Here is a 22180-nt window from a genome sequence, read left to right on the forward strand (position 1 = left end):
CTTAGTCCGAAAGGATATGCCCGGGAGGGAGCAATGTCCCGATAAAGCCCGCCATTTGGCGGGCTTTGTAGGCGATAGGCCGGCTGCTGCCGGCGAGAATCATATTTTTAAGGGTAGAAGCGCCTTCGGAGGGGAGAACAAACGCTTGGGTATGTGGAAATATAGACGCCAACGTCGTGTAAACCGCTTGAATTAGCCTATCGTTTCCACCTTTTCCCATCAGGTTCATTAACATTATGCCATAGGGATTCAGCTTGGCCCGGACTAAGCGGAAGAACTCCTCCGACATCAAATGCCGGGGTGTTCCCTTGTCGCTGAATGCGTCGAGAACTATATAATCAAAGGCTCCGTCCCTCTCTTGTTCAAGCTTGCGGCGTCCGTCGCCAACTCTTACATGATCCCCGCTGTATCCGAAATACGTTCTGCTGATTTCCTCGATCTGGCTGCCGATCTCGGCCGTTTTTATTTTTTTACCGGAAAAATAGCCGGAAATCGTTCCTATGCCATGCCCGATGATGAAAGCATCCTCGAATTCTGGGTTATTCAACTCCATCAAATGAATGATCGCTCTCGGATACTCGAACACGATGCGCTCTGGACAATCCAAATCCACCGCTCCTTGAACCGCTTCTTCCGAGAACTGCAGCACCCGGAAACGTCCCTTCTCACCGTATAATTCATCCGTATCGTATACCTTAATGGCATGGCCGTCTCCGCAGGTGTTATAAAGCAGCTTCAATCTTCCCGTCCCCTTGCCGTTCTTTTTCTACCATGATAAGGGATAACGTTCGCGAATCATAGCCTCCAAATCTTAGCGCCGGAACATGCCGGACGGGCCGATACAAATCCAAATGGATCAGCGTGGTGTTGGAATCCGCCAAATAATGGGCGCACTGCGCGCCCGAGCTTCCGCCGCCGATGATGAGCACGTCGCAGCTGATGCCTCCTTTTGGCATGGATATGTTTTTCACCCCGGCCCGCAGAGAACATTTAGGATGTTTGCAAATGGCACCAACGGGTAATCATAGATATGAATGACAACCAAGAATAACTGTGAAGGAGGAGATAGGCATGGCAGATCAAATCCAGAATGAAGCGGACATCCGCAATCGGGAAAATAAAGATGGAGACTCGCTGGCTGAATTGAAAAAGATGGATAACGGGGTGGATATTGAACCCGAGGCAGATGAGTGGGAAGCCAAACCGGCTCCAACCGCCCATCCCGATCCATTGCCGAAAAAATAAAAATTTTAGGAAAAACAGGCTTTCCATTGGGACAGCCTGTTTTTTTATACACGCTCATCTTGTATACTGGAAGTACATACCGGAACTTCCATACTGTTGTTTGGCGTCGCACTTTCTTGATCTGTAACCCATTTTGCCCCCAAGGAGGAGAATGCAAATGCGTGATCGGAATCGAAACGCCCGTTACCGGCAGAAGCGGCAGGATGTTCTTGCTGGAGTCGTTCTTGAGAAGAAGTATGGTTCGGATTTCGGGGTCCACAGCGATATGAAGCTGGAAACCCTGAGAAGGATGAATGACGGTTCGGCCCATTCGCCGGCGCTTAAAGAGCAGTACCCCAAATAACGATGCGGCGCATGCAGGCCGTATACTCTGACATAACCTTAGGGTTATGTTTTTTTGTAAATATAAGAATCTATAAGTTTCACGCTTATAAATGGCCTTATATTTCTACGAGAAACGGATGCCCTCCTCCTGCGAGGACGGCGCAGCCGTTTCTTCTTGCGTTAATCCAGCCCTGTACGGTTCGAGAATTCGGTTGTCGCCTCTCTGCGGATTGTGATATATTTAACAGCAAATTCTGATGGTGGAGAGGGAGTCGCACAGCATGAATCGGATCAAGCAGTTCCATTCCATGGGGTTAAGGACGAAATTAATGCTTCTGCTGCTGATCATCACGATATTGCCCCTCGGACTGCTTGGTATGTTCTCGTACCGCAAGGCTTCGACGGAAATTCAGATCAAGGCCTACGAAATTATTTTGGAGAATCTGTCTCAGGTCAATCATAGCTTGACCGATTTTGTGCAGGATATTGAACAATTATCCATGTATTTATACAGCAACGAGGTAATACAGGAGATATTATCCAAATCATCATCCCGGAGCGTGGCCGAGAAGTATGAGGATGAGCAGACGGTAAACGGGATTTTGAAGAGCTTTCTGGGGTTTAAATCCTGGGACATTCAGCTCTACGTGATCGGGGTGAACGGAGAACGTTATTTCACAGGCGATTTCTTGCCGCCCGCCTATCGTGACTACCAGCCGAACTGGGGGTTATTTCGCAAAGCAAGAATTGCGGACGGCGGCGCTGCTTGGGATACCCATTACTCCCTTAAGAAAATTGAGGATTACGGAGCTGTATTAAGCTCGGGAAGGCTTCTGAAATCTATAGAAACCGGGGAGACGCTCGGATATTTCATCGTGGATATTAAGGAGTCCGCGCTGGCGGATAAATACCAGAAGGCTCATCAGTATCCGGGCGGCGAGGTGTATTTGCTGGATGCGAACGGATATGTCATCTCCAGCAGCCCCTCCAAGCAGCAGGTCGGAACGCGTCTGAATAAAAGCTATATGGATGAAGTGCTGAGCGGCACCAAGGGCTATTTTTCCGCAGTGGACGAAGGGTCTGACAAAATGATTATTTATGACTCCTCGGATTCCTCCGGTTTCAAAATGGTGAGTGTCGTGCCAATTGGCGTATTGACGAAGGAAAGTCACAGTATCCGCAATTTGACGATATTTATCGTAATTTCTTGCATACTTATCAGTTATTGCGTTGCTTATTTGCTGTCAGACTATATGACACGTCCACTGCGCAAGCTTCGCTTATTGATGAATGAGGTGGAGAAGGGCAGAATGGATGTTACCTTCCCATCCAAATATAACGACGAGGTCGGACATCTGGGACGCAGTTTTAATACCATGCTCAGGCAGATCAACCGATTAATCCACGAAGGCTATGAGAAGCAGATTCAGGTGCAGGAGGCAGAAATCAAGGCGATTCAAGCGCAGTTCACGCCCCACTTTTTATATAATGCACTCGATTCCATTAACTGGATGGCGCGGATCAATGGAATCGATGCGATCAGCAAGGTGGCTTTATCGCTGGGCAACCTGCTTCGGTTCAGCATACGGCGCGGCAATCCGGTTATTCCGATTGGTGAGGATATGAAGCAAATTCGCAACTATTTGACGATTGTTCAACTTAGATACCGTGACAAAATTAATATAGAGCTTGATATTGACGAGGAGATTCTGGATTTCTACACACCGAAGCTTTTGCTGCAGCCGCTGGTGGAGAATGCGGTGGGGCACGGGCTGGAGATGAAGGAAGGCGAAGGGAAATTATTAATTTGGGCAGGCGTCGTAGACGGGAATGTACAATTCATCGTGGAGGACGATGGCGTCGGGATGACCGGGGACAAGCTTGCGAAGCTGTGGGAGCATGAAGAAGAAAGCGCACAGTCCGCGAAGACGCGGATCGGCCTGCACAATTTGAAGAAACGGCTGGAGCTGCATTTTGGGCAAGCGTATCAGCTGGATGTGGAGAGTGAAGCGGGCAATGGGACGAAGGTTACGATTCGTATTCCTTGTATTGCCGATCCGAAGGAGGTTGAGCGGGTTGTATAAAGTATTGATAACGGATGATGAATGGCTCATAAGGGAGGGACTGAAGCAGACGATTGACTGGCAAGCACTCGAATGTGAGATTGTGGCCGAGGCTTCGAACGGGGAGCAGTCGCTGCAAGCGGTCAAGGATTTTAAACCTGATATATTGCTGACCGATATTCGTATGCCGGTTATGAATGGAATGCAGCTCGCGGAAGAAGCACAGCGGATTCACCCTAATATTCGCATCATATTTTTAACGGGATTTGACGACTTTACATATGCGCAGCAGGCAGTGAAACTTAAGGTGGCTGATTTTATATTAAAGCCTACTAATCCAGACGAGTTATTGGAGGTCATAGAGAAAGTCTGTGGGGAAATCAAGGCCAGTAGGGAAAACGAAACGGTCGAACAGGAGCTTAGAGAATGGGTGGCGGCAGGGTATACCATTGTACTGGAGAAGCTTCTCCACGATCAATTGTTGGGGATTTCCAATTCGAAATCCTTGAAGATGTTAACGGAGATTATTGATAACCATCGGCTTTGCAATGAAGGCTTCCGCATTGCTCTAATTCAGTATGAAGACCATAATTACTGGCACGAGCAGCTGAAGGATGAACTGCATGACCGGTTATGGGATATACTCATGGGGCCTCCTGTGACGCTGGGCGGGAACCGTGCGGCGTTAATGATCGGGGCCGATTCGGGAGATAATGGTAAACAGCTCTGGAGCCGGATTCAAGAGATTTCAGGTAAAAGTCAGCTGGCTATTGGGCTAAGCTTGTCGCATCGAAGCTTCGACAGTATGGGCCAGGCTCACAGCGAGGCGGTCGCCGCGCTCCATTTCAAGCGCCCGGGTCCGGGGCAGAAGAGCGGAGTACATGAGTTTGGCGATATTGAGCAGTGGGGAGAACAGCCCGTAACTCTTGATGCCGCCAATTTCAAACAGGTGGAGGCATTCATTCAAACACGCTATGCGGAAGAGATATCATTGCAACTGCTCGCTGCCCAGTTTCATGTGAGTGAAGCACATTTCAGCAGACTGTTCCGTAAAGCTACGGGAACTACCTTTATTGATTATGTAACACAGGTGAGAATGGAAAAGGCGATGGAGCTGTTGTGCTCCCCGGATTCGCGGATATATGAGGTATCGCTTGCCGTCGGTTATCAGGATTCACGCTATTTCAGCCAGTTATTCCGCAAGGCTACGGGCAAGACGCCTACGGAATTCCGTAAAGATAGAGAATTCATATGAATTTCGCGTCATTTTAATGTGAGTTTAATGTTAAGTATAAAGCCAGTGAAATCAAGGGTCGTCCTCGACAAGAGGGCGATTTTACTATTTTTGGAGATCGTTTTTTTAAACAGTTACGAAAATTTGTCCCATTGAGCGAACAGAAGCCGGTAAGTATAGTGGGTATAGATTCAATCGATGAAAGAAAACATGACATCAAGCGGAGGTTGGAAAGAAATGAAGAAAAGATGGCTTAAAGGTCTAGTCGCTATGGCACTCATGACAGTAACGATTACGGCATGCACGGCTAAAGAAGATACAGCTGCAACTGCCGGCTCTGACGGCGGAAGCAAGTCCGGGGGCGGGAAATTAACGGTGTACTCCCCGAATGCGGCGGAAATCAACAATCCTATTATTAAAGAATTTCAAGACCGCACAGGAATTACGGTGGACTTAATCTCCGGAGGTACGGGAGAGCTGCTGAAAAGAGTGCAGGCGGAAGCAGGCAACCCGCTTGGTGATGTATTCTGGGCCGGCGGCGCCGACTCCCTGGAATCCTATAAAGAATATTTCCAGCCCTATAAGACCAAGGAATTCGACAACCTGCTGCCGGCTTACGTAGATACGAATTCCTACTGGACGCCATTCAACGCGCTGCCAATGGTTATTACCTACAATAAAGAACTGGTGTCTGAAGCTGAGCTGCCTAAATCCTGGGAGGATCTGCTTGATCCGAAGTGGAAAGGGAATATCGCTTTTGCCGACCCATCCAAATCAGGCTCTTCCTATACCCAGCTTGTAACGATGCTTACGGCGTTCGGCAAAGAAGACGGCAAGGGCTGGGATTACGTGAAGAAGCTGGTGGCAAATATGGACGGCAAGATCCTCTCCGGTTCAAGCCTTGTGCAGCGTGCCGTTCCGGACAAAGAATTCGCGCTCGGCATTACCCTTGAGGATGCGGCTCTTCGTTACATTGAAGGAGGCTCGCAAATCGGCATTATTTATCCGGCGGAAGGAACCTCCGCCGTACCTGACGGCGCGGCCATTATGAAAGGCAGCAAGAATCTCGAGCAGGCCAAACAGTTCGTCGATTTCCTGGTTAGTAAAGATGCGCAGGAGCTTGTTCAAAAAGAATTCAAGCGCCGTTCTGTACGGGGGGATGTAGCTCCTGTGGAGGGCCTGCCTCAGACAGGCGATATCAAGCTGGTCGATTATAACTTTGATTGGGCCGCTCAGAATAAAGACGAAATTATTAAAAAGTTCACCCGAATCACGACTGGACAGGAATAAAGCAATACGTATTTAGGGAGGAGAGCGGCGGCAGGGGGCTTATGACCGGCTGCCGCCGCTGTTCACATCATTACCGGAAGCGAGGGAATATTCATGAGCAAGGTTGTTTTCGATCATGTAACAAAATATTTCGGTACGGCAAAGGCGGTTAATAATGCGCATTTTACGATAGAAGAAGGCGAGTTCTTCACATTGCTCGGCCCCAGCGGATGCGGCAAGACGACGCTGCTTCGAACCATAGCGGGCTTCTACAGACAAGAAGAAGGAAATATTTATTTTGGCGACAAATTGATTAACGATGTCCCCACTCATGAACGCAATATCGGCATGGTGTTTCAGAACTATGCGATTTTCCCCCATATGACTGTATTTGATAATGTGGCCTATGGCCTTAAGGCGAGAAAAGTGTCCAAGGAGGAAATCCGTACCCGTGTGCTGGAAGCGCTCGACATGGTGGAGCTCACGCATCTTAAAGACCGTATTCCTTCCAACATGAGCGGCGGGCAGCAGCAGCGGATTGCCTTGGCCCGTGCAATTGTCATTCGTCCGTCACTATTGTTAATGGATGAACCCTTGTCCAACCTGGATGCGAAGCTGAGAGTGAAGATGCGTACGGATATCCGCAAGCTGCAAAAAGACTTGAACATTACAACCATCTACGTTACGCATGATCAGGAGGAGGCGCTGGCTGTATCCGACCGCATTGCTGTCCTTCATAATGGAACTGTGCAGCAGATTGCTTCCCCGGAAGAGATTTATCTATATCCGCAAAACCGTTTTGTCGCCAATTTCATGGGCACCTCTAATTTTCTGGACGGAACCTGTGAAGAAGGGGCCTTACTTAACAATCCCGCCAATATTAAGCTGATGGGACTTGAAACCGAGCTGCCGCTTCTGAAGCCGCATTCCGGGAAGGTGCTGTTCTCGATTCGCCCTGAACGGGTAAAGATATCGCCGGAGCCCTCTGCGGGACATGGATATAAAGGGATGGTAGACGAGGTAACATTCCTTGGGGAAAAAGTCAGCTATACGGTTAAAATGTCGTCCGGAGAATCCATTGAGGTTCATGACCATTCGGTGTATACGCGGGATATTTACAAGCCGAAGCAGCCCGTATATTTGGATCTTCAACTGAGCCAGTCGGTCATTTACAATGGCAGCGGCGAGGAGGTTATCTATCGTGCAAGCGAGGGTTGAGCCTAATCCGGGCAATGTAATCTGGCAGAGACTGTTGTTCAAAAAATGGGATTTCTGGACCGCAGTCACGCTCGTGGTCTATTTGCTGCTGTGCATCTTCGTTGTTTACCCCTTGGTGACTTTATTCATCAACAGTTTTATCAGTGAAGAAGGCGGCTTTACCATTGAAAATTATATTACTTTCATTTCATTGAAATATTACCGTATGGCGCTGCTCAACAGCTTTATGGTATCCGCGCTTGCCACAATCGGGGCGATCCTGATTGGAGTTCCGCTGGCCTATTTATCTACCCGGTATGCGATTAAATTCAAAGGTCTTATGCAGATTATGATTGTGATGTCTCTGCTGTCGCCTCCATTCATTGGCGCCTATTCGTGGATCCTGCTCATGGGCAATAACGGATTTATCACAAGATTTATTCGTGACCTCGGAATTTCGGTTCCGTCGATCTACGGGATGCACGGTATTGTGTTTGTATTCGCGCTGCAGTTCTACCCGCATATCTTTCTGTACGTCTCCGGCGCACTGAAGACCATCGATACATCGCTGGAGGAAGCGTCGGAAAGCCTTGGGATGACCTCCTGGCAGCGTCTTCGCACCGTGACCTTACCTTTGATTTTTCCAACTCTGTCGGCGGGGGCGTTAATGGTATTTATGGCATCCTTCGCGGATTTCGGCACACCGATGCTGCTGGGACAAGGCTTCAAGGTACTTCCGATTCTTGCTTATGAGCAATTCGTGAGTGAAATGGGCGGCAACCCGGCTATGGCAAGTACGCTCAGCATCATCCTGATCTTGTTCTCCACATCGGTCTTGTTTACTCAGCGCTATTTCGTCGCACGCAAAAACTTTTCGATGACGGGTATGCGGACACCGAAGCTGATTCCGCTTAAACCCTTGGCGAAGACATTGCTGACGATTGTCGCCTTTATTCCCGCATGTATTTCGATACTGCCGCAGCTGACCGTAATCTTGACGTCATTTATCAAAACAAAGGGTCCTGTCTTCCAGTCAGGGTTTAGCCTTGACAGCTACAGGGAAGTGCTGTACCGGGTTCCCCGTTCGATTATTCACACGTATTCCTACTCCATCTTGTCAATCATTATTATGGTTGCGGGCGGCATGTTGATTTCGTATATCCTGGTGCGGCGCAAATCCAAGCTTACAGCGGCGCTGGATGGAATTCTGATGATTCCGTATGTGATGCCGGGAACGGTGCTTGGGATAAGCCTTATTGTCGCCTTTAACAAACCGCCGATTGTGCTGACGGGAACATGGATCATTCTTGTGATTGCTTATGTCGTGCGTAAAATTCCATACACCATACGCTCCAGCACAGCCATTCTTCACCAGCTTGACCGCAGTGTGGAGGAAGCTTCAATTAGTCTGGGTGTTCCGCCCATGAAGACGTTCTTTAAGACAACGGGGAGGCTGATGGCCCCAGGGGTGATATCCGGGGCGATTCTGAGCTGGATTACAACCATTAATGAGCTCAGCTCAACTCTTGTGTTGTATTATGGCGCAACAGCAACGATTTCCGTTACGATCTACAGCGAGGTATTCACCTCCAACTATGGGACGGGTGCGGCGCTTGCATCCATCCTGACGTTAAGTACATTGATTTCATTGCTCATTGCGAATAAGCTGTCCGGCGGAAAGGGCTTATCGTTATAAGGATTCCGTGGAATTCCAAGTCTCTGTGGACCCGGGTAGAAAGGGAGGATGACAATGACAAAGAACGGTGTGGTATGGGCGGCTTTATTGGTCATTATTGCAGTTACTGTCATTGTATATTCTAACTATTTCACTGAGGTGAAGAGGGTTCCGGAGCAGTATGACACGGAAAATGAGAAGCTGGTCTGCTGGATCTACACGGATGGCTGGTCGGAGCTGCTGAGTTCGTATCAGGAGACCCATCCGGGTGTTGAACTGGAAGTGAGAGTATTCTCTTCTTATAAAGAACTGCATAACGAGCTGCTCGCGGCGTTATCGATCCAAACGGCTCCGCAGATTGTTGAGCTGGACAGCTCTTACGGACTTTCTGAACTGGTTCAATCGAATGCGTTAGCGCCGGTATCCGGCAAAGCTCTTCTCCCCGAAGAGACTTTGCCTGCGGCAACGAAGCCATTCACTTATGGCGAACGATTATGGGCAGTTCCGGCGGGAGTCTCCGTTCCGGTGATGTTCTACAATAAGGACCTGATGAAATGGACGGGCGTGGATAAAGTAACCGATTTCTATTCCCTGGAAGAGCTTGGCTTCAAAACAAAGGCATGGAAAGCCGATCTGACTGCGCGCAATTCGGCAGGCTGGGAGCAAGCGCTGGTAATGGATGATTCCAAGCCATTTATCCTGCTGAATTTATGGGAGCAATCACGGCAAAGCAGCCTGCCCGGAAATCAAAGACTGGAACAACTGCTTCGGGTGTGGAGTGGACTTGTCTTTGATTCGAAGGCCATGAAGCCTCTTCGGAGCCAGCTGGCTCCCAGCGATTTCATATCCGGCAAGACGTTATTCTATATGACAAATTCGAATATGACACCTTGGCTGGACCACTATATTGCCGGAAAATTTGAGTATGACATGCTTCCGGCGCCGCTTGCGGGCGGGGGTGTGTTATTGCCCCACATCAGCTCATTTGGCATCGTGGCCGGTAAGAAGGCTGCGGGTGCGGCGGAGGATGTGGTGAACTACCTCGCATCTTCCGAGGCCCAAGCCAAGGTGCTGGAGGCCACCGGGTATTTGCCGGTTCGAACACAGACGATTGAGGCTATCTCCCGAAACTATGCCTTAAACAGAAAATATAGTGTGCTCCTGGGCGCGGTCGGCAAGCTTGAGAGCCTGGCGCCTTCAGAAGACGCGCGCCTGCGCTGGGAGCGGATTACGCTTATCCTTAATCATTTGGAGATGGAACAGGAAGTTGATTTCCATGCATATGCTGCACAATTACTGCCGTACATGCCCTAATCCTTAGGGTATTCGGTGACACGCAATACTGCCGGAAGGATTATATATTGGACAGGGGAAGGATAACATGATTGAAATGGATTGGATTTCGCTTCAAGGCACAGGGGAATGGAACGAGGATGCCATCATATTGAATGAAGAATTGAAGCTCTATGGTGTAGTAGACGGCGCCACTTCGCTTGTGCCATACCGCGGGGAGGGCAATGAGACCGGCGGCAGGCTTGCTTCCCAAATCATTAAGCAATACGCTGAAAGTGTAACGGCGGCCGAATTTAAAGGAATGGAAGCCCTTCTGCGGGAAGCGAACTTCCGGCTGGGCCAGGAAATGGAACGGTGCGGAATTAATCCGCAGTCGAAGGATGAATTATGGACTGCCGGAGCAGCCCTTATTCGTATAACCGATGCCTTCATCGAGTTCATTCAGGTCGGCGATTGTATGATTTATGCGATCTATGAGGATGGGGCAATTCGGTCGATCACCCGCGATCATGTAGCTGCGATCGATCATGAGTCGAAGCGGATATGGCTGAATGGCATTGAGGAGGGAGTTCGCTCCAAAGATCAATTATGGGAGACGGTCAAGCCGGTGATTGCGGCCAACAAGCAAAAAATGAATACGCCCGAAGGGTATTCCGTGCTTAACGGGATGGCGGAGGCGGAGCGGTTTTTTGAATATGGAAGAATCAATCGGATTAGGCTGCAAAGCCTGCTGCTTGTGTCGGACGGCCTGTTCTATCCGGACGAGGGTGAAACCGCCGAGGAAGATGCGGTAAAGTCGCTGGTCCGTCAGGTCTCGCAGCGAGGTCTTAGCCGTTATGCGGAATGGCTGCTCCAATTAGAGCGGGAAGATGCTGAATGTATTCGCTATCCCCGGTTTAAAGTATCGGATGACAAGACAGGCATTTATATCCGGTTGAGATAATAGATGAGGTCTCGGCATATAGTCGATTTAACCAAGCCCCACAAGCCCCACTTTGTGGGGCTAATTTTGTGCGCATATTCCCGTCTCCAGGAAGGCATACTATGCCCGATTTCAGGAAATTGGATATTCCATCGGAGAGGAAGGCGGGAACTATTATCATGACGGGATTGTTGTCTTGGAGCCGGGAGGCGGCGCATAGTGTGCCGGGAGAATATTTTTATTATTTTATCGTCTACTCGATATTGGGCTGGTTTATAGAGGGTTTGTATAATTGGTACAGCATAGGAACGTTTCGTAAAGAGGGGCTTATGAAAGGACCTTATAAACCGATGTACGGCTTCGCTCCTCTGCTGCTGCTGGCTTTAGGCGTTACAGCCATGCCGCTGCCGTTATTTCTAGCCGCCACATTTGTCGTACCGTCGGCAGTGGAATATGCTACCGGGGCACTGCTGAAGCTCCTGTTCCGCCGCCGGTGGTGGGATTACTCGGGCCAAGCGTATCAGCTCGGGGGGCATATCTGTCTGCAGTTCTCTCTGTACTGGTGGGGATTATCGGTTGTATGCCTCGTTGCCGTTCATCCGCTGATGACAAGGCTGTATTCGCTTACGGCGGATATCTGGAGTGTGCTGCTCCCCATGGCTGTCCTTGGCTTCGCCGCCGATCTCGCCTTGACTTTCCTCATCCGCCGCAGAGAGGCGGTACTCCCGGCGCTGGGCGATGAAACTGGCGGCACTTACTGACGCTAAGGGCAATAAGCTTTCGTAACAAAAGCTATAACAGGCGGTTCCATTATCAGCGGACCGCCTGTTATTTTTTTGCCAAAGACTTGGCGGCTTCTGTGTGTTAGAATGATGAATGGATGAAATACCCAGTCATGGAAAACTCCGCGAATATCCTTGGATGGTCGATCGGAGCCTTGGGAGGAACACGGATGGCCGGAAGTCTGCTTGTCGTTTTTCTGCTTACGATGATAATACATACCGCCGAGACGTTGTCGTATTCTGTCCGGTACGCCGGAGTAAGACTGAATAAAATCGCGATCGCGCTGTCCCTGACCGGCATTATTGTACTGGTATCCAGGACGGCAAATTTGATTCAGGCTCCGCTGACAGCCAAGTTTGTGGATGTGGCGAGAAACGATTCAAGCTTTCACCTGGAGAATTATTTAAGGATTATCCTGCTGGGCGGCTCGCTGGGAACGCTGATCGCAATTGGACTGTTTCCCACATTTATCGGACTGTTCGAGCGCATAATCTCCAAGCTGGAGATCCAGGGGTCGATTCCGAAGCTGCTGGCCAGCGTCACCATCGGACAATTGAAAAATACCCGGAAATATGTCAGACGGCCAAAAATCCGGCTGTACTATTTCCGGTACCTGGATGTTCCGAAACGGCTGATTGTGATGAATATTTTTGTTACGGCTTTTTATACGGTGGGGGTCATGTCGTCGCTGTACGCGGCCCATCTCGTTCCGCAGTACAGCACGACCGCTTCCCAGGCCTCGGGGATTATTAATGGGATGGCGACGATTCTGCTGACGATCTTCATCGACCCGCAGCTCGGGCTGATTACCGACAAGGCGACGGCCAGCGCTGAACACCGCAGCCGGCTGGGCAAGGTATACGTGCTGCTCATGTGCTCCCGGTTTCTGGGCACGCTGCTCGGCCAGCTCGTTCTCGATCCAGCCGCCCATCTGATCAGCATGGTTGTCAGACTGATGGTCTGACTGGTGATTAAGACCCTATTTGCATAGGAGGAGAGGTTCCATTGACTCAATCGGAGAACCGGGGCGAGGAAGCCGTCGCTCTTGTCACGGGGACTTCCAGCGGCTTCGGACTGCTGACGGCGGTTAAGCTGGCGGAGAAGGGCTTCACGGTCATTGCAGCCATGCGCGATCCATCCAGAAAAGAAGATCTGGAGCGGCTGGCGGAACGGTCGGGCGTTCTGGATCGCCTGCACGTGATGCGCATGGATGTGACGGACTCCGCCGGGATCGAAGAGGCCATCACGGAAGCGCTGACCGCTTACGGCAGGATCGACGTACTGGTCAATAATGCCGGCTATGCGGCGGGCGGCTTTGTGGAAGAGGTGCCGATGGAGGAGTGGCGCAGGCAGCTCGAGACGAACTTTTTCGGCCTGGTCGCGGTAACGAAAGCCGTTCTTCCTGCGATGCGGGAGCGGCGGACGGGACTCATTATCAACATCGGAAGCGTCAGCGGCCTGGCCGCTTTCCCGGGCTTTGCACCTTACGCGGCTTCCAAGTTCGCGGTCGAGGGCTTCAGCGAGAGCCTCCGTCATGAAATGTCGCCGTTTGGAGTGAAGGTCGTTCTGCTGGAGCCGGGGGCATACCGCACCGCCATATGGAATAAGGGGCTGTCGCAGATTAGCACCTCGGATGGATCTCCTTACCAAGCGCGTCTGGATGCGGTCCTTCGTTATGCGCGCAAGTCCGCCGATACAGCACCCGATCCGCAGGAAGTTGCCGACCTGATCGGCCGCATAGTGCAGATGCGTTCGCCCCGCCTGCGCTACGTGCTCGGAAGAGGCTCCCGGCTGATGATCGGAGGCAGGAATCTGCTGCCGTGGAGCTGGTTCGAGCGAATTGTTGCCCGGGCGCTCAGGTAATTACGGTATTTGAATTTTGCTAAGTAGTGGTCTATTGTAGAGCTAGGTACATAACAGTGATTGGAGGCAACCGATGCCTGATTTTATGGAGTTCCAGCTTTGTTTCGATGAAGCGGGACGCGAAATTGAAATTCTCGATGTGACCCGCACCGGCGAGAACGAATACCGGATCGAAGAGACCCCCGTGTTCAGACCGGACTTGTCCTTGGGAGACATCATAAAAGTGAAAGAAGAACGGGGCGTCTATTACTACGTGGAAACGGTGCGGAAATCGGACTACGTGAAAATGGTCAGGCTGCTCAGCCGGGAGGCCGCACAGTCGCTGGAGCTTGCCTCATTCAAAGAGCGGGTGCTGAAATGCGGCGGGATATGGGAGACCGTATTTGGCGGGGTGCTCATCATTCACGTCCCGAAAGAAGTGGAAAAGCCTCTAAAGGCTGAACTTGGCAAGATTGCCCGTACACACGGAATTTGACGGAGGTTATTAAAAATGAACAAACTCACCAAACTGATTAAAGATTGGGTACCCACCCTGCTGATTGCTATTGTCCTTTCTTTGCTAATTCGCAGCTATGTCGCCGAAGCGATGAGCGTTCCGACAGAGTCGATGGTTCCGACTATTCAGGTGGGAGACCGGCTGATTGTGGAGAAAATGCTGTGGGCCACCTCGCTGAAGCATGGAGACATCGTCGTGTTCCATCCTCCCGTCGAGGGTGAGACGAAGCTGTATGTTAAGCGGCTGATCGGACTGCCGGGAGATATTGTGCAGATTAAGGACGGCGCGCTGTACCGCAATGGGGCCACGGTGGATGAGCCTTACCTTAGCGTAAAGATGGATTACTCCTTCGGGCCGGTTACGGTTCCGGAAGATCATTATTTTTTTCTGGGAGATAACCGGAATATCAGCTTCGACGCTCATTTATGGGATACGCCCTTCGTCTCGAAGGATAAGCTGATCGGCAAAGTCGTGCTGGAGATTCCCCTTCATAAGCTGCGGGATTGACCTGGTGAAGGTATGCAATTACAATATATACAAGATATTGCAGAATGAATCAACGAAGACGAAGGGTAAGTAGACGTATGGCAGGAATTTGCAGAGAGCCGGCGGTAGCTGCGAGCCGGTGTTCCGCATACGATTGAATGGCCTTCCGAGTTGCTGTCCCGATCCCGGCCCGCCGGTCGTAGGGATATGCCGGGTTTCCCGCCGTTATCAGAGGGAACGGTATCGAAGAGGCGTGAACCGCTGATTCCGCACCGTCTAACGAGGACCGCCGATTCCGCGCAGCTATGCCGGATAGAACGGTCAACTTAAGGTAGCACAACGAGCAGTCTCGTCCTTATAAGGACGGGGCTTTTTTTGTTGATTAAAGGAAACGGAGCCGATTCTTCACTTTACAGGAAGATTTTTAAAGGGGGTGATGGCCTTGGATGGCGGCTGGTGGCGATGGTTGCTGTGTGATGGAACGGAGGATATTGCAAGCATTATTAAAAAAGACCGAAAAAGGAGAATGAACAATGAATCAAGAGAGAGTATTAACCGCGGACCGCGTAACCGGAAAGCTGCATCTGGGCCATTACGTGGGAACCCTAAAGAACCGGACCCAGCTTCAGTACAAGTACGACACCTTTATTATGCTGGCCGACGTTCAGGCGCTGACCACCCATTTTCATCAGCCCGGGCTGATTAGAACGCATCTGCGGGAGATCGCCCTGGACTATTTGGCGGCGGGGATCGACCCCGAGCGGGCGACCATCTTCGTCCAGTCGATGATTCCGGAAATCGCCGAGCTGACCCAGTTCTATTCCATGTTCGTTACCGTGAATAGTCTGCGCCATAACCCGACCATAAAATCGGAAGCCCAAAGCGGCGGCGGAGAGGAGATGTACTACGGATTTCTCGGTTATCCCGTCAGCCAGGCGGCGGATATAACGTTCTGCAAAGCGACGATTATTCCTGTGGGGGAGGACCAACTTCCCCTTATCGAATTAACCCGCAAAGTCGTCCGCCGGTTTAACGAACTGTATCGGCCCGTACTGACCCTGCCCCGGGCGCTTGTCGGCGATACGCCGCGGCTAGTGGGTACGGACGGGAGCGCCAAGATGAGCAAAAGTCTTGGCAACGCGATTCTTCTCGACTCCTCCCGGGAGGAGCTTGAGCTTAAAATGCGCAAGGCGGTGACAGATCCCTCGCGCGTACGCAAGGGCGATCCGGGACATCCGGATATTTGCCCGGTCTATGCGTACCACTGCTGCTTTCGGGAGGAGGGCGTGGAAGAGATCGGCGAGGAATGCCGCAAGGGCGTGATCGGCTGCGCGGAGTGCAAACGGCGCGCCGTGGAAGCCATCGCGCAGCTGCTGGAGCCGATGGCGGAGCGCAGGGCGCACTATGCGGCCAGGCCCAAGGAAGTGGACGATCTGCTGATGAGCGGCACGTCCCGCGCCCGCGAGATTGCGCGCGAGACGATGCTGGAGGTGCGGGAGGCGATGGGGCTGGACTATTTTGCCGGATCTACCCAGTGAATAAGCTGACCCCATATCCAAGATTTCCGGTTGACCTCATGAAGTTCGTGTAGTATGTTGGTAGACGTTGGGTGTTCAATGCAAACAATGGAAGAGCGGATCAATCCTGTCTCTTAATGAGACGGGATTTTTTTATATTGAAGAGGAGAGTTAGTACATGAAAATGACAAAATCCATGGCAAATGTCCTGCTGTTGTCCATTTCTTTACTTTGGGGTTCCGGATTTGTGGTAACCAAAATAGCCCTGGACGCAAACGCGTCTGCAGGATTCATTAACTTTTTTCGGGGCTCTCTCTTTGTTGTTCTCGTGCTTGTTTTCTTTAATAAGAAAATATTTAAAATGACCTTTAAGGAATTTAAAATCGGTTTAATTGCCGGATTGCTTAATTTTGGCGGATACCTTACGCAAACCATTGGCGTCAAGTACACCACTCCATCGAATAATGCCTTTATTTCAGCGACATATGTGGTAATTGTACCTTTTATAGCCTGGATTATATATCGAAAGCAGCTCCAAGTAAAAAGTTTTATTTCCATTTCTTTATGTATGCTTGGTATGGGAATACTAACAGGAGTATTAGACCAAGCATTAACTATAAATAAAGGTGATGCATACTCTCTTCTTTGTGCGCTGTTTTATGCCGGCTCGATTGTATATCTCAGCTATGGAGCAAGAACAACGGATGTTAGTATTGTGGCTTTTATGCTTGCAGCGGTACAAGCTATCGGCGGATTGGTTTTTTTCCTCTGTGTAGAGAGAGAACAGCTTGCAGAAATCAATTGGTCAGCTGCCATAATTCCATTGCTATATATAGGAATCATGTGTTCATTTGTTGCTCAAACGATTCAAATTTTAGCACAAAAGCATACTTCTGCGACATCTGCCGGACTGATTATGATGCTTGAAGGCGTTTTTGGAAGTGTTTTTTCAGTTGCTTTTGGTTTTGAGGCATTCACAATTAATCTGTTTATTGGAGGAATGCTTATTATGCTTTCTCTTATTCTTATGGAAGCCGATTTCCAGCAGTTGTGGATCAAGATTCTCAGCAGCGCTAAAGGCCGAATGACAAAGGCGGAGCGCAGGAGGGTCGGGTAATTGGATTTGGAAGGCAGTTGATCAAGTAAAAAAGAGATGCACAACAAGCCTGCCCCGAAAAAATGGAGCAGGCTTATGGTTTATGAAGCGTTATAACCGGGAATTCCGCGGTTCATTTAAGACACTTTCACCAGCACCCGGCCGCGCGTGTTCGATTTCAAAATATCGGCGAGCGCCTGCGGGAGTTCATCCAGCGTTACCTCACGGTCGACAAGGGCTTCCAGATCTGCAGGCTTCAGGTCGCCCGCCATCCGTTCCCATACCTTGAGCCGCAGGTCGGCTGGGCACAAGACGGAGTCGATCCCGAGCAGATTTACACCACGCAGAATGAAGGGCAGCACCGTCGCCGGCACCTTCGTGCCGCCTGTAAGTCCGCTGACGGCGACCGAGCCCCGGTACGCTATTTTGCTGAGTATAGCCGCGAGCTGACTTCCGCCCACCGGATCGACGGCGGCCTGCCACAGCTGCTTGTCCAGCGGTCTTTGCTTGGCTTCGGGGTCGTAGATTTCGCTTCTTGAGATCACTTCGGCCGCGCCGAGCCGCTTCAAGTATTCGCTCTCTGATGTGCGGCCAGTCCCGGCAACGACCTGATAGCCGCGCCCCGCCAGCATCGCGACCGCCGCGCCGCCGACGCCGCCGGATGCGCCCGTGACAAGCACTTTTCCTTGATCCGGCGCGGCTCCGTTATCTTCGAGCGCTTGAATGGACATCGCCGCCGTAAAGCCGGCGGTTCCGTAAATCATCGCTTCCTTTAAGGACAGGCCGTCCGGCAGCGGAACGACCCAGTCTGCGGGGACGCGGGCGTATTCGCTGTAACCGCCGAAATGGGACACGCCGAGACCGTACCCGGTAACAAGTACAGGCTGGCCTTTTACAAAGCGTTCATCCTCTGAGGATTCCACCACGCCGGACAAATCAATGCCGGGCACAAAAGGATACGATTTAACGATATTGCCGTCCGGAATGGAGGCAAGGCCGTCCTTGTAATTCACGCTGGAGTAGGCGACCTTGATCACCACTTCTCCTGCGGGCAGATCGCCCTGCGAAAGCGATTTTACGGCGACACTGAATGGTTCCGTGTTGTCTACGAACAGGGCTTGAAAGGATGAGGACATAATGATACGCTCCTTATTAATGAAATGTGAAGCAGTCGAAGGCTGATTGTTGTTCAATAGCTGTCGTTTATATTTTTATTCTGACCGGTCAACTTTTTTATGTCAATGATCTGACGTACATTTTTATAAAAATTATTATCATACAGGTGGGAGTCCTATGGTCCGTTACAAAAAATCCGAGGAAAAACGCAAGCAAATTCTGTTCGCCGCCTTTCAGGCCATCGCGGGTCAGGGATACGATGCGGTGACGCTTCAGACGATCGCGGACAGCGCGAAGGTCAGCAAAGGCGTCGTCCATTATTATTTTGAGAGCAAAGAAGCGGTGCTGGTCGAACTGCTTAGCTGGCTGACAGGCAAAATCTACGAAAAAGAGGCCGCGGCGGTGAGTGAAAAGTCCAATGCGGCGGACAAAATGTACGCTTACATCGATTCTGTCTTCGTGTCGCCGGAGAAGAACCGCGATTTTTACCGGGTGTACCTGGATTTTCTGGCCAGAGCCAGCCGCAGCGCCGCCTACCGGGAAATCAACAGCCGGTTCTATGACAACTGTGCACGGATCAGCGCGGAAATTGTGGAGCTCGGCCAGCGTGAGGGCGTGTTCGATACCCGTTTGTCGGCGCGGGAGACCGCCCCGGTCATCCGCTCAATCATCGACGGCTGCCTGATTCAGTGGCTGATGAACGGACAGGACGAGCTGCATTCCGTATACAGGGACTACTGCCGGAAGGCGGTCATGAAGCTGCTGACTTCGGAGACGGGGGAAAAGTCATAGGCGGCGGACATGACAAAATGTTAAATTATTGAAATCTGCTGCGGGAGGCGATTTCAATGATAACAATTAAGCGGCTCGGAACTGTTAGCGCCATAAGCGCCACACTGCTGATGGCAGGCTGCGGCTTCATTGACGACGGCAAGGACAAAATGTACGGTAGCAACGCGGATATTGTGCAGGAAGGCGACAGCTTTTCCTATACTTCGCAAACCGGTTCAACCTCTACACGGATTGCGGACCTTGAATTTGAAGGTTTTTCCGGCACGGAGACCATTTGGAGTCTGGATGCGGAGAAGAAAGCCGACCTTCGAATTGACTATTCCCTGACTGTTGACAAGGGAGAATTCAAGGTTGTGCTGGTGACTCCAAGCGATCGGGCGGTGACGATTGAGGAAGGAAGCGTCGGCGGCATCAGCATTGTGACGCTGGACAAAGGCCGGAATCGTATTAAATTTGTCGGAGTGCGCACAGCGGGCAAGGTAGAGATGCATCTTCAGGCCGGAAATGCCATCAAGATCACTAACGTATCTAACCGGTAGCACCTCCGAGGCCTCAGAGTTTCATACACTTTTTCCACAGTTATCACCCGAATCTTCCATACTCTCCGGCTACACTGAGCCTGTAATCTAGACCAGGGAAGTGAAAAAGGAGAGACAAACTAATGAAAACGAAAAAGAAGATTGCAGCAGTGATGGCGGGACTGATGATTGTAGGTGAAGCGGGGAGCACGTTTGCCGCCGATACGGCGGCGGGCTCGAAATTGTCTGCGCCGACGACGGCCGGGGATTCAAGCCCGGTGAAGAGGTTAAGGTATTCGACCGGTTCTATACGGGAGAGCAGTGCGGCACAGGCATCGGGCTCGCAATTGCCAAAGTGGTCATCGAAGGCCACGGAGGCGGCATCAAGGCGATGAACGCGCCGGACGGAGGAGCTGTGTTCAACGTGAAGCTAGAGCTTGATTCCCGGTCCGGTTTAGTCTGACGGATATCACGAGGCACGCGGCTATTACTGCTGCGGAAACCACACATGCCGCAGATCGATCCAGCCCTGGCTGTTGAACCGGACTCCCCGGACGGACGGCAGGTAGGCGGTTTCCACCGGTTTTTCGAACAAAATATGCAGCTCGCGCTCCTGTATCAGCCGGTCTTCGATTCGGCGGAATGCCTCGGCTCTTGCCGTGTAGTCAGGCTCGCGAGCGATCAAATTAAGCCCGGCCTCGATCTCCGACCTGATCTGCGGCGTGACATGCTCTGCCAGCGTCTGATACAGGTCGAACAGCCTCAGCTGCTCGTCGCGGTCGCGCACGAGGGAGAACAGGATCAAGTCGGATTCCATCCGGACCTGTCCCTTGAACTCTTCGGGCGGTACGGAGACGATAGCCGCCGAAATACCTCGCCGCGCCAGTCTCATGGCGACGAGTTCGGCGTCCGCTGCATACTGCGGAATCGTGGCAATCCGCAGGGACAGCCCACGAAAGGAAGCGGTCTTTCCGGCAGCGGAAAGATGGTGAGAACCGGAGCGGCCGGAAAGGACGGCACGATTTGCGGTTTCATCCGGACCTGTAGCGCCTATGCCACCGTCCGGTTCGTTAATTCCGTCAAGACAAGACAGAATCTCCGCCCTGACGGCGGGATCGCTCAGCGGTCCCGCTTTTTTGGTGTTGCAGGTAATGAACTTGCGGACGGAAGTCTCAGTGTGAGTCCGGCTGAGCGAAGCCGATTCTTCCGGCAGGGGATTCTGAATGATGTGAAAAGGAGAACCCGAGTCCGCCACAGGCGGTTCCGCATCCCAAGGAACATGTAAGATTTCCACCCGGTCCAGATGCGCCCTTCCCTGAAAATAATGCGGAAAAGCCTCCAGCACGCAAAATTCCCTATTCAGTTCCGCAATTTTGAACGGTCCGGTTCCGACCGGCTTGTGGACGAGGCGGCTTTCCCCGGTCCGCTCCGGCTCGCGTGGGACAACGGCTGCCCGGCTTGTGCACAGGAACGAAAGAAACAGCTCGTTCGGGGCCTTGAGCCTGATGCTGACCGTCCGCGGATTCAGCGCCCTAACTTCAAGAATATCCCGCAAAATAAAGCTGTACAGTCTGCCCTGGGGCGTCCGGGTCAAGCGGGAGAAGGAGTAGACGACATCGCTCGCGTCAAGGATGGCGCCGTTATGCAGGAGCACTTCCTTGCGGAGATAAAAGGTCCAGTTCGTTCGCGTCTCGTCGGTCTCCCAGGCATGCGCAATGCCTGGGAGGACTTCCTCGCTGCCCGCTCCTCTGCGGACAAGCCCATCAAATACATGGCTGGAGACAAAGGATTCGGCGAGCAGGTTCATGTGCAGGGGATCAATCGTATAGAGAGGCTGGCGGATGGGCAGACGGAGCGTATCGATTACGCGGTCCTTGCGCATTTCAGCGTGGTGGCCGGAGTAGGCCAGCAGCCAGCTTTGCAGCGTATCCTGAAGCGCCGAGACTCCCGCATGGGAACGGATCTGTTCCATTGCGGCCGATACGGCGTCCCGACGTTCCATGGCCTGCATCATCGACTGGACAGCGATATCGTCCCGGGATGCTATAAAGCTCAGAAGGGAACGGCGTCCCCGCCCCCGGCTTGGCGTCCAGGCCACCCAGCCCTGGCGCGCCATTTTGCCCAGAATATTCAGGACGTTCCGGTGTGTGCAGCCGAGTATCGCGGCAAGCTCGTCCAGAGTGGCGGAGACTTCATCCGTGCTGCCGTAATGGGCGCGCAGCCGCATATATTGTCCGTGCAGCTTCATTTTGTTCAATCCTTCCGTAAAAATAGGAAATAAATGATTTTTT

23 protein-coding genes are annotated in these 22180 nt (G+C 51.6%); 19 read left to right on the forward strand and 4 right to left on the reverse strand.

The features are described from left to right. Position 1: 1 nt before the first annotated feature. Together KP014_RS14970 and KP014_RS14975 are read right to left on the reverse strand one after the other, a co-directional pair. Complete coding sequence (locus KP014_RS14970) at positions 2–739, reverse strand: spermidine synthase (RefSeq protein ID WP_090834617.1); 738 nt, start codon at positions 737–739, stop codon at positions 2–4. After that, entirely contained in the window at positions 723–971 is a 249-nt protein-coding gene (locus KP014_RS14975; RefSeq protein ID WP_216700368.1) for a hypothetical protein, read from the reverse strand. Before KP014_RS14975 ends, KP014_RS14970 begins: the two co-directional genes overlap by 17 nt. A gap of 100 nt (positions 972–1071) precedes the next feature. On the opposite strand from KP014_RS14975, the gene KP014_RS14980 reads away from it, so the two are divergent. The 16 genes from KP014_RS14980 to KP014_RS15055 all read left to right on the forward strand — a co-directional run bounded on the left by KP014_RS14980 (position 1072) and on the right by KP014_RS15055 (position 17484). Beyond that, the gene (locus KP014_RS14980; RefSeq protein ID WP_175491950.1) at positions 1072–1245 is read left to right on the forward strand and encodes a hypothetical protein; all 174 of its coding nucleotides are present in this window, start codon (positions 1072–1074) and stop codon (positions 1243–1245) included. A 157-nt stretch (positions 1246–1402) separates the two neighbouring features. Next, entirely contained in the window at positions 1403–1588 is a 186-nt protein-coding gene (locus KP014_RS14985; protein ID WP_036592272.1) for a hypothetical protein, read from the forward strand. A gap of 262 nt (positions 1589–1850) precedes the next feature. Then, positions 1851–3653 carry a cache domain-containing sensor histidine kinase gene (locus KP014_RS14990; RefSeq protein WP_090834619.1) on the forward strand — a complete coding sequence of 601 codons (1803 nt, stop codon included), beginning with the start codon at positions 1851–1853 and terminating at the stop codon, positions 3651–3653. Next, positions 3646–4887: a response regulator gene (locus KP014_RS14995; protein ID WP_036592274.1), complete on the forward strand. Its 1242-nt coding sequence runs from the start codon at positions 3646–3648 to the stop codon at positions 4885–4887. Before KP014_RS14990 ends, KP014_RS14995 begins: the two co-directional genes overlap by 8 nt. Before the next feature lie 216 nt (positions 4888–5103). Beyond that, positions 5104–6156: an ABC transporter substrate-binding protein gene (locus KP014_RS15000; protein ID WP_036592275.1), complete on the forward strand. Its 1053-nt coding sequence runs from the start codon at positions 5104–5106 to the stop codon at positions 6154–6156. Between the two features lie 93 nt (positions 6157–6249). Further along, a complete protein-coding gene (locus KP014_RS15005; protein WP_036601785.1) occupies positions 6250–7353 on the forward strand; it encodes an ABC transporter ATP-binding protein in 1104 nt (367 codons plus the stop codon). Beyond that, positions 7337–9028 (forward strand): ABC transporter permease, encoded by a 1692-nt coding sequence (locus KP014_RS15010; RefSeq protein ID WP_246590505.1) that lies wholly within the window; start codon positions 7337–7339, stop codon positions 9026–9028. The genes KP014_RS15005 and KP014_RS15010 overlap by 17 nt, the downstream gene beginning before the upstream one ends. A gap of 54 nt (positions 9029–9082) precedes the next feature. Continuing rightward, entirely contained in the window at positions 9083–10321 is a 1239-nt protein-coding gene (locus tag KP014_RS15015; protein ID WP_036601780.1) for an extracellular solute-binding protein, read from the forward strand. Positions 10322–10388: 67 nt separating this feature from the next. Continuing rightward, entirely contained in the window at positions 10389–11243 is an 855-nt protein-coding gene (locus KP014_RS15020; protein WP_036601782.1) for a protein phosphatase 2C domain-containing protein, read from the forward strand. Between the two features lie 158 nt (positions 11244–11401). Continuing rightward, positions 11402–11983, forward strand: a complete 582-nt coding sequence (locus tag KP014_RS15025; RefSeq protein ID WP_090834643.1) for a putative ABC transporter permease — start codon at positions 11402–11404, stop codon at positions 11981–11983. A gap of 191 nt (positions 11984–12174) precedes the next feature. Further along, the gene (locus KP014_RS15030; RefSeq protein WP_036597405.1) at positions 12175–12969 is read left to right on the forward strand and encodes a lipid II flippase Amj family protein; all 795 of its coding nucleotides are present in this window, start codon (positions 12175–12177) and stop codon (positions 12967–12969) included. 41 nt (positions 12970–13010) lie between these two features. Beyond that, on the forward strand, positions 13011–13868 hold the full coding sequence (locus KP014_RS15035; RefSeq protein WP_036597407.1) for an SDR family oxidoreductase: 858 nt from the start codon (positions 13011–13013) through the stop codon (positions 13866–13868). Between the two features lie 73 nt (positions 13869–13941). Further along, positions 13942–14343 (forward strand): DUF4265 domain-containing protein, encoded by a 402-nt coding sequence (locus KP014_RS15040; RefSeq protein ID WP_036597409.1) that lies wholly within the window; start codon positions 13942–13944, stop codon positions 14341–14343. A 15-nt stretch (positions 14344–14358) separates the two neighbouring features. Further along, entirely contained in the window at positions 14359–14871 is a 513-nt protein-coding gene (gene lepB / locus KP014_RS15045) for a signal peptidase I (protein ID WP_036597411.1), read from the forward strand. A gap of 512 nt (positions 14872–15383) precedes the next feature. Further along, positions 15384–16388, forward strand: a complete 1005-nt coding sequence (trpS, locus tag KP014_RS15050) for a tryptophan--tRNA ligase (protein WP_036597413.1) — start codon at positions 15384–15386, stop codon at positions 16386–16388. Positions 16389–16545: 157 nt separating this feature from the next. Beyond that, positions 16546–17484: a DMT family transporter gene (locus KP014_RS15055; RefSeq protein ID WP_051500245.1), complete on the forward strand. Its 939-nt coding sequence runs from the start codon at positions 16546–16548 to the stop codon at positions 17482–17484. 116 nt (positions 17485–17600) lie between these two features. On the opposite strand, the gene KP014_RS15060 is transcribed toward KP014_RS15055, so the two are convergent. Further along, positions 17601–18599 (reverse strand): acrylyl-CoA reductase family protein, encoded by a 999-nt coding sequence (locus KP014_RS15060; protein ID WP_090834627.1) that lies wholly within the window; start codon positions 18597–18599, stop codon positions 17601–17603. A gap of 157 nt (positions 18600–18756) precedes the next feature. Here KP014_RS15060 and KP014_RS15065 point away from each other — a divergent pair, with 157 nt between their 5' ends. From KP014_RS15065 to KP014_RS29380, 3 genes are all read left to right on the forward strand, one after another. Next, on the forward strand, positions 18757–19371 hold the full coding sequence (locus tag KP014_RS15065; RefSeq protein ID WP_036605073.1) for a TetR/AcrR family transcriptional regulator: 615 nt from the start codon (positions 18757–18759) through the stop codon (positions 19369–19371). 56 nt (positions 19372–19427) lie between these two features. Then, complete coding sequence (locus KP014_RS15070) at positions 19428–19910, forward strand: hypothetical protein (RefSeq protein ID WP_036605072.1); 483 nt, start codon at positions 19428–19430, stop codon at positions 19908–19910. Between the two features lie 220 nt (positions 19911–20130). Beyond that, on the forward strand, positions 20131–20352 hold the full coding sequence (locus tag KP014_RS29380) for a sensor histidine kinase (RefSeq protein ID WP_090834629.1): 222 nt from the start codon (positions 20131–20133) through the stop codon (positions 20350–20352). 24 nt (positions 20353–20376) lie between these two features. Here KP014_RS29380 and KP014_RS15080 read toward each other — a convergent pair whose 3' ends face one another. Then, positions 20377–22137 carry an ABC transporter substrate-binding protein gene (locus tag KP014_RS15080; RefSeq protein ID WP_090834631.1) on the reverse strand — a complete coding sequence of 587 codons (1761 nt, stop codon included), beginning with the start codon at positions 22135–22137 and terminating at the stop codon, positions 20377–20379. Positions 22138–22180 lie beyond the last annotated feature (43 nt).

The organism is Paenibacillus sophorae, from assembly GCF_018966525.1.
In the GTDB taxonomy this organism is placed as follows: Bacteria; Bacillota; Bacilli; order Paenibacillales; family Paenibacillaceae; genus Paenibacillus_AQ; species Paenibacillus_AQ sophorae.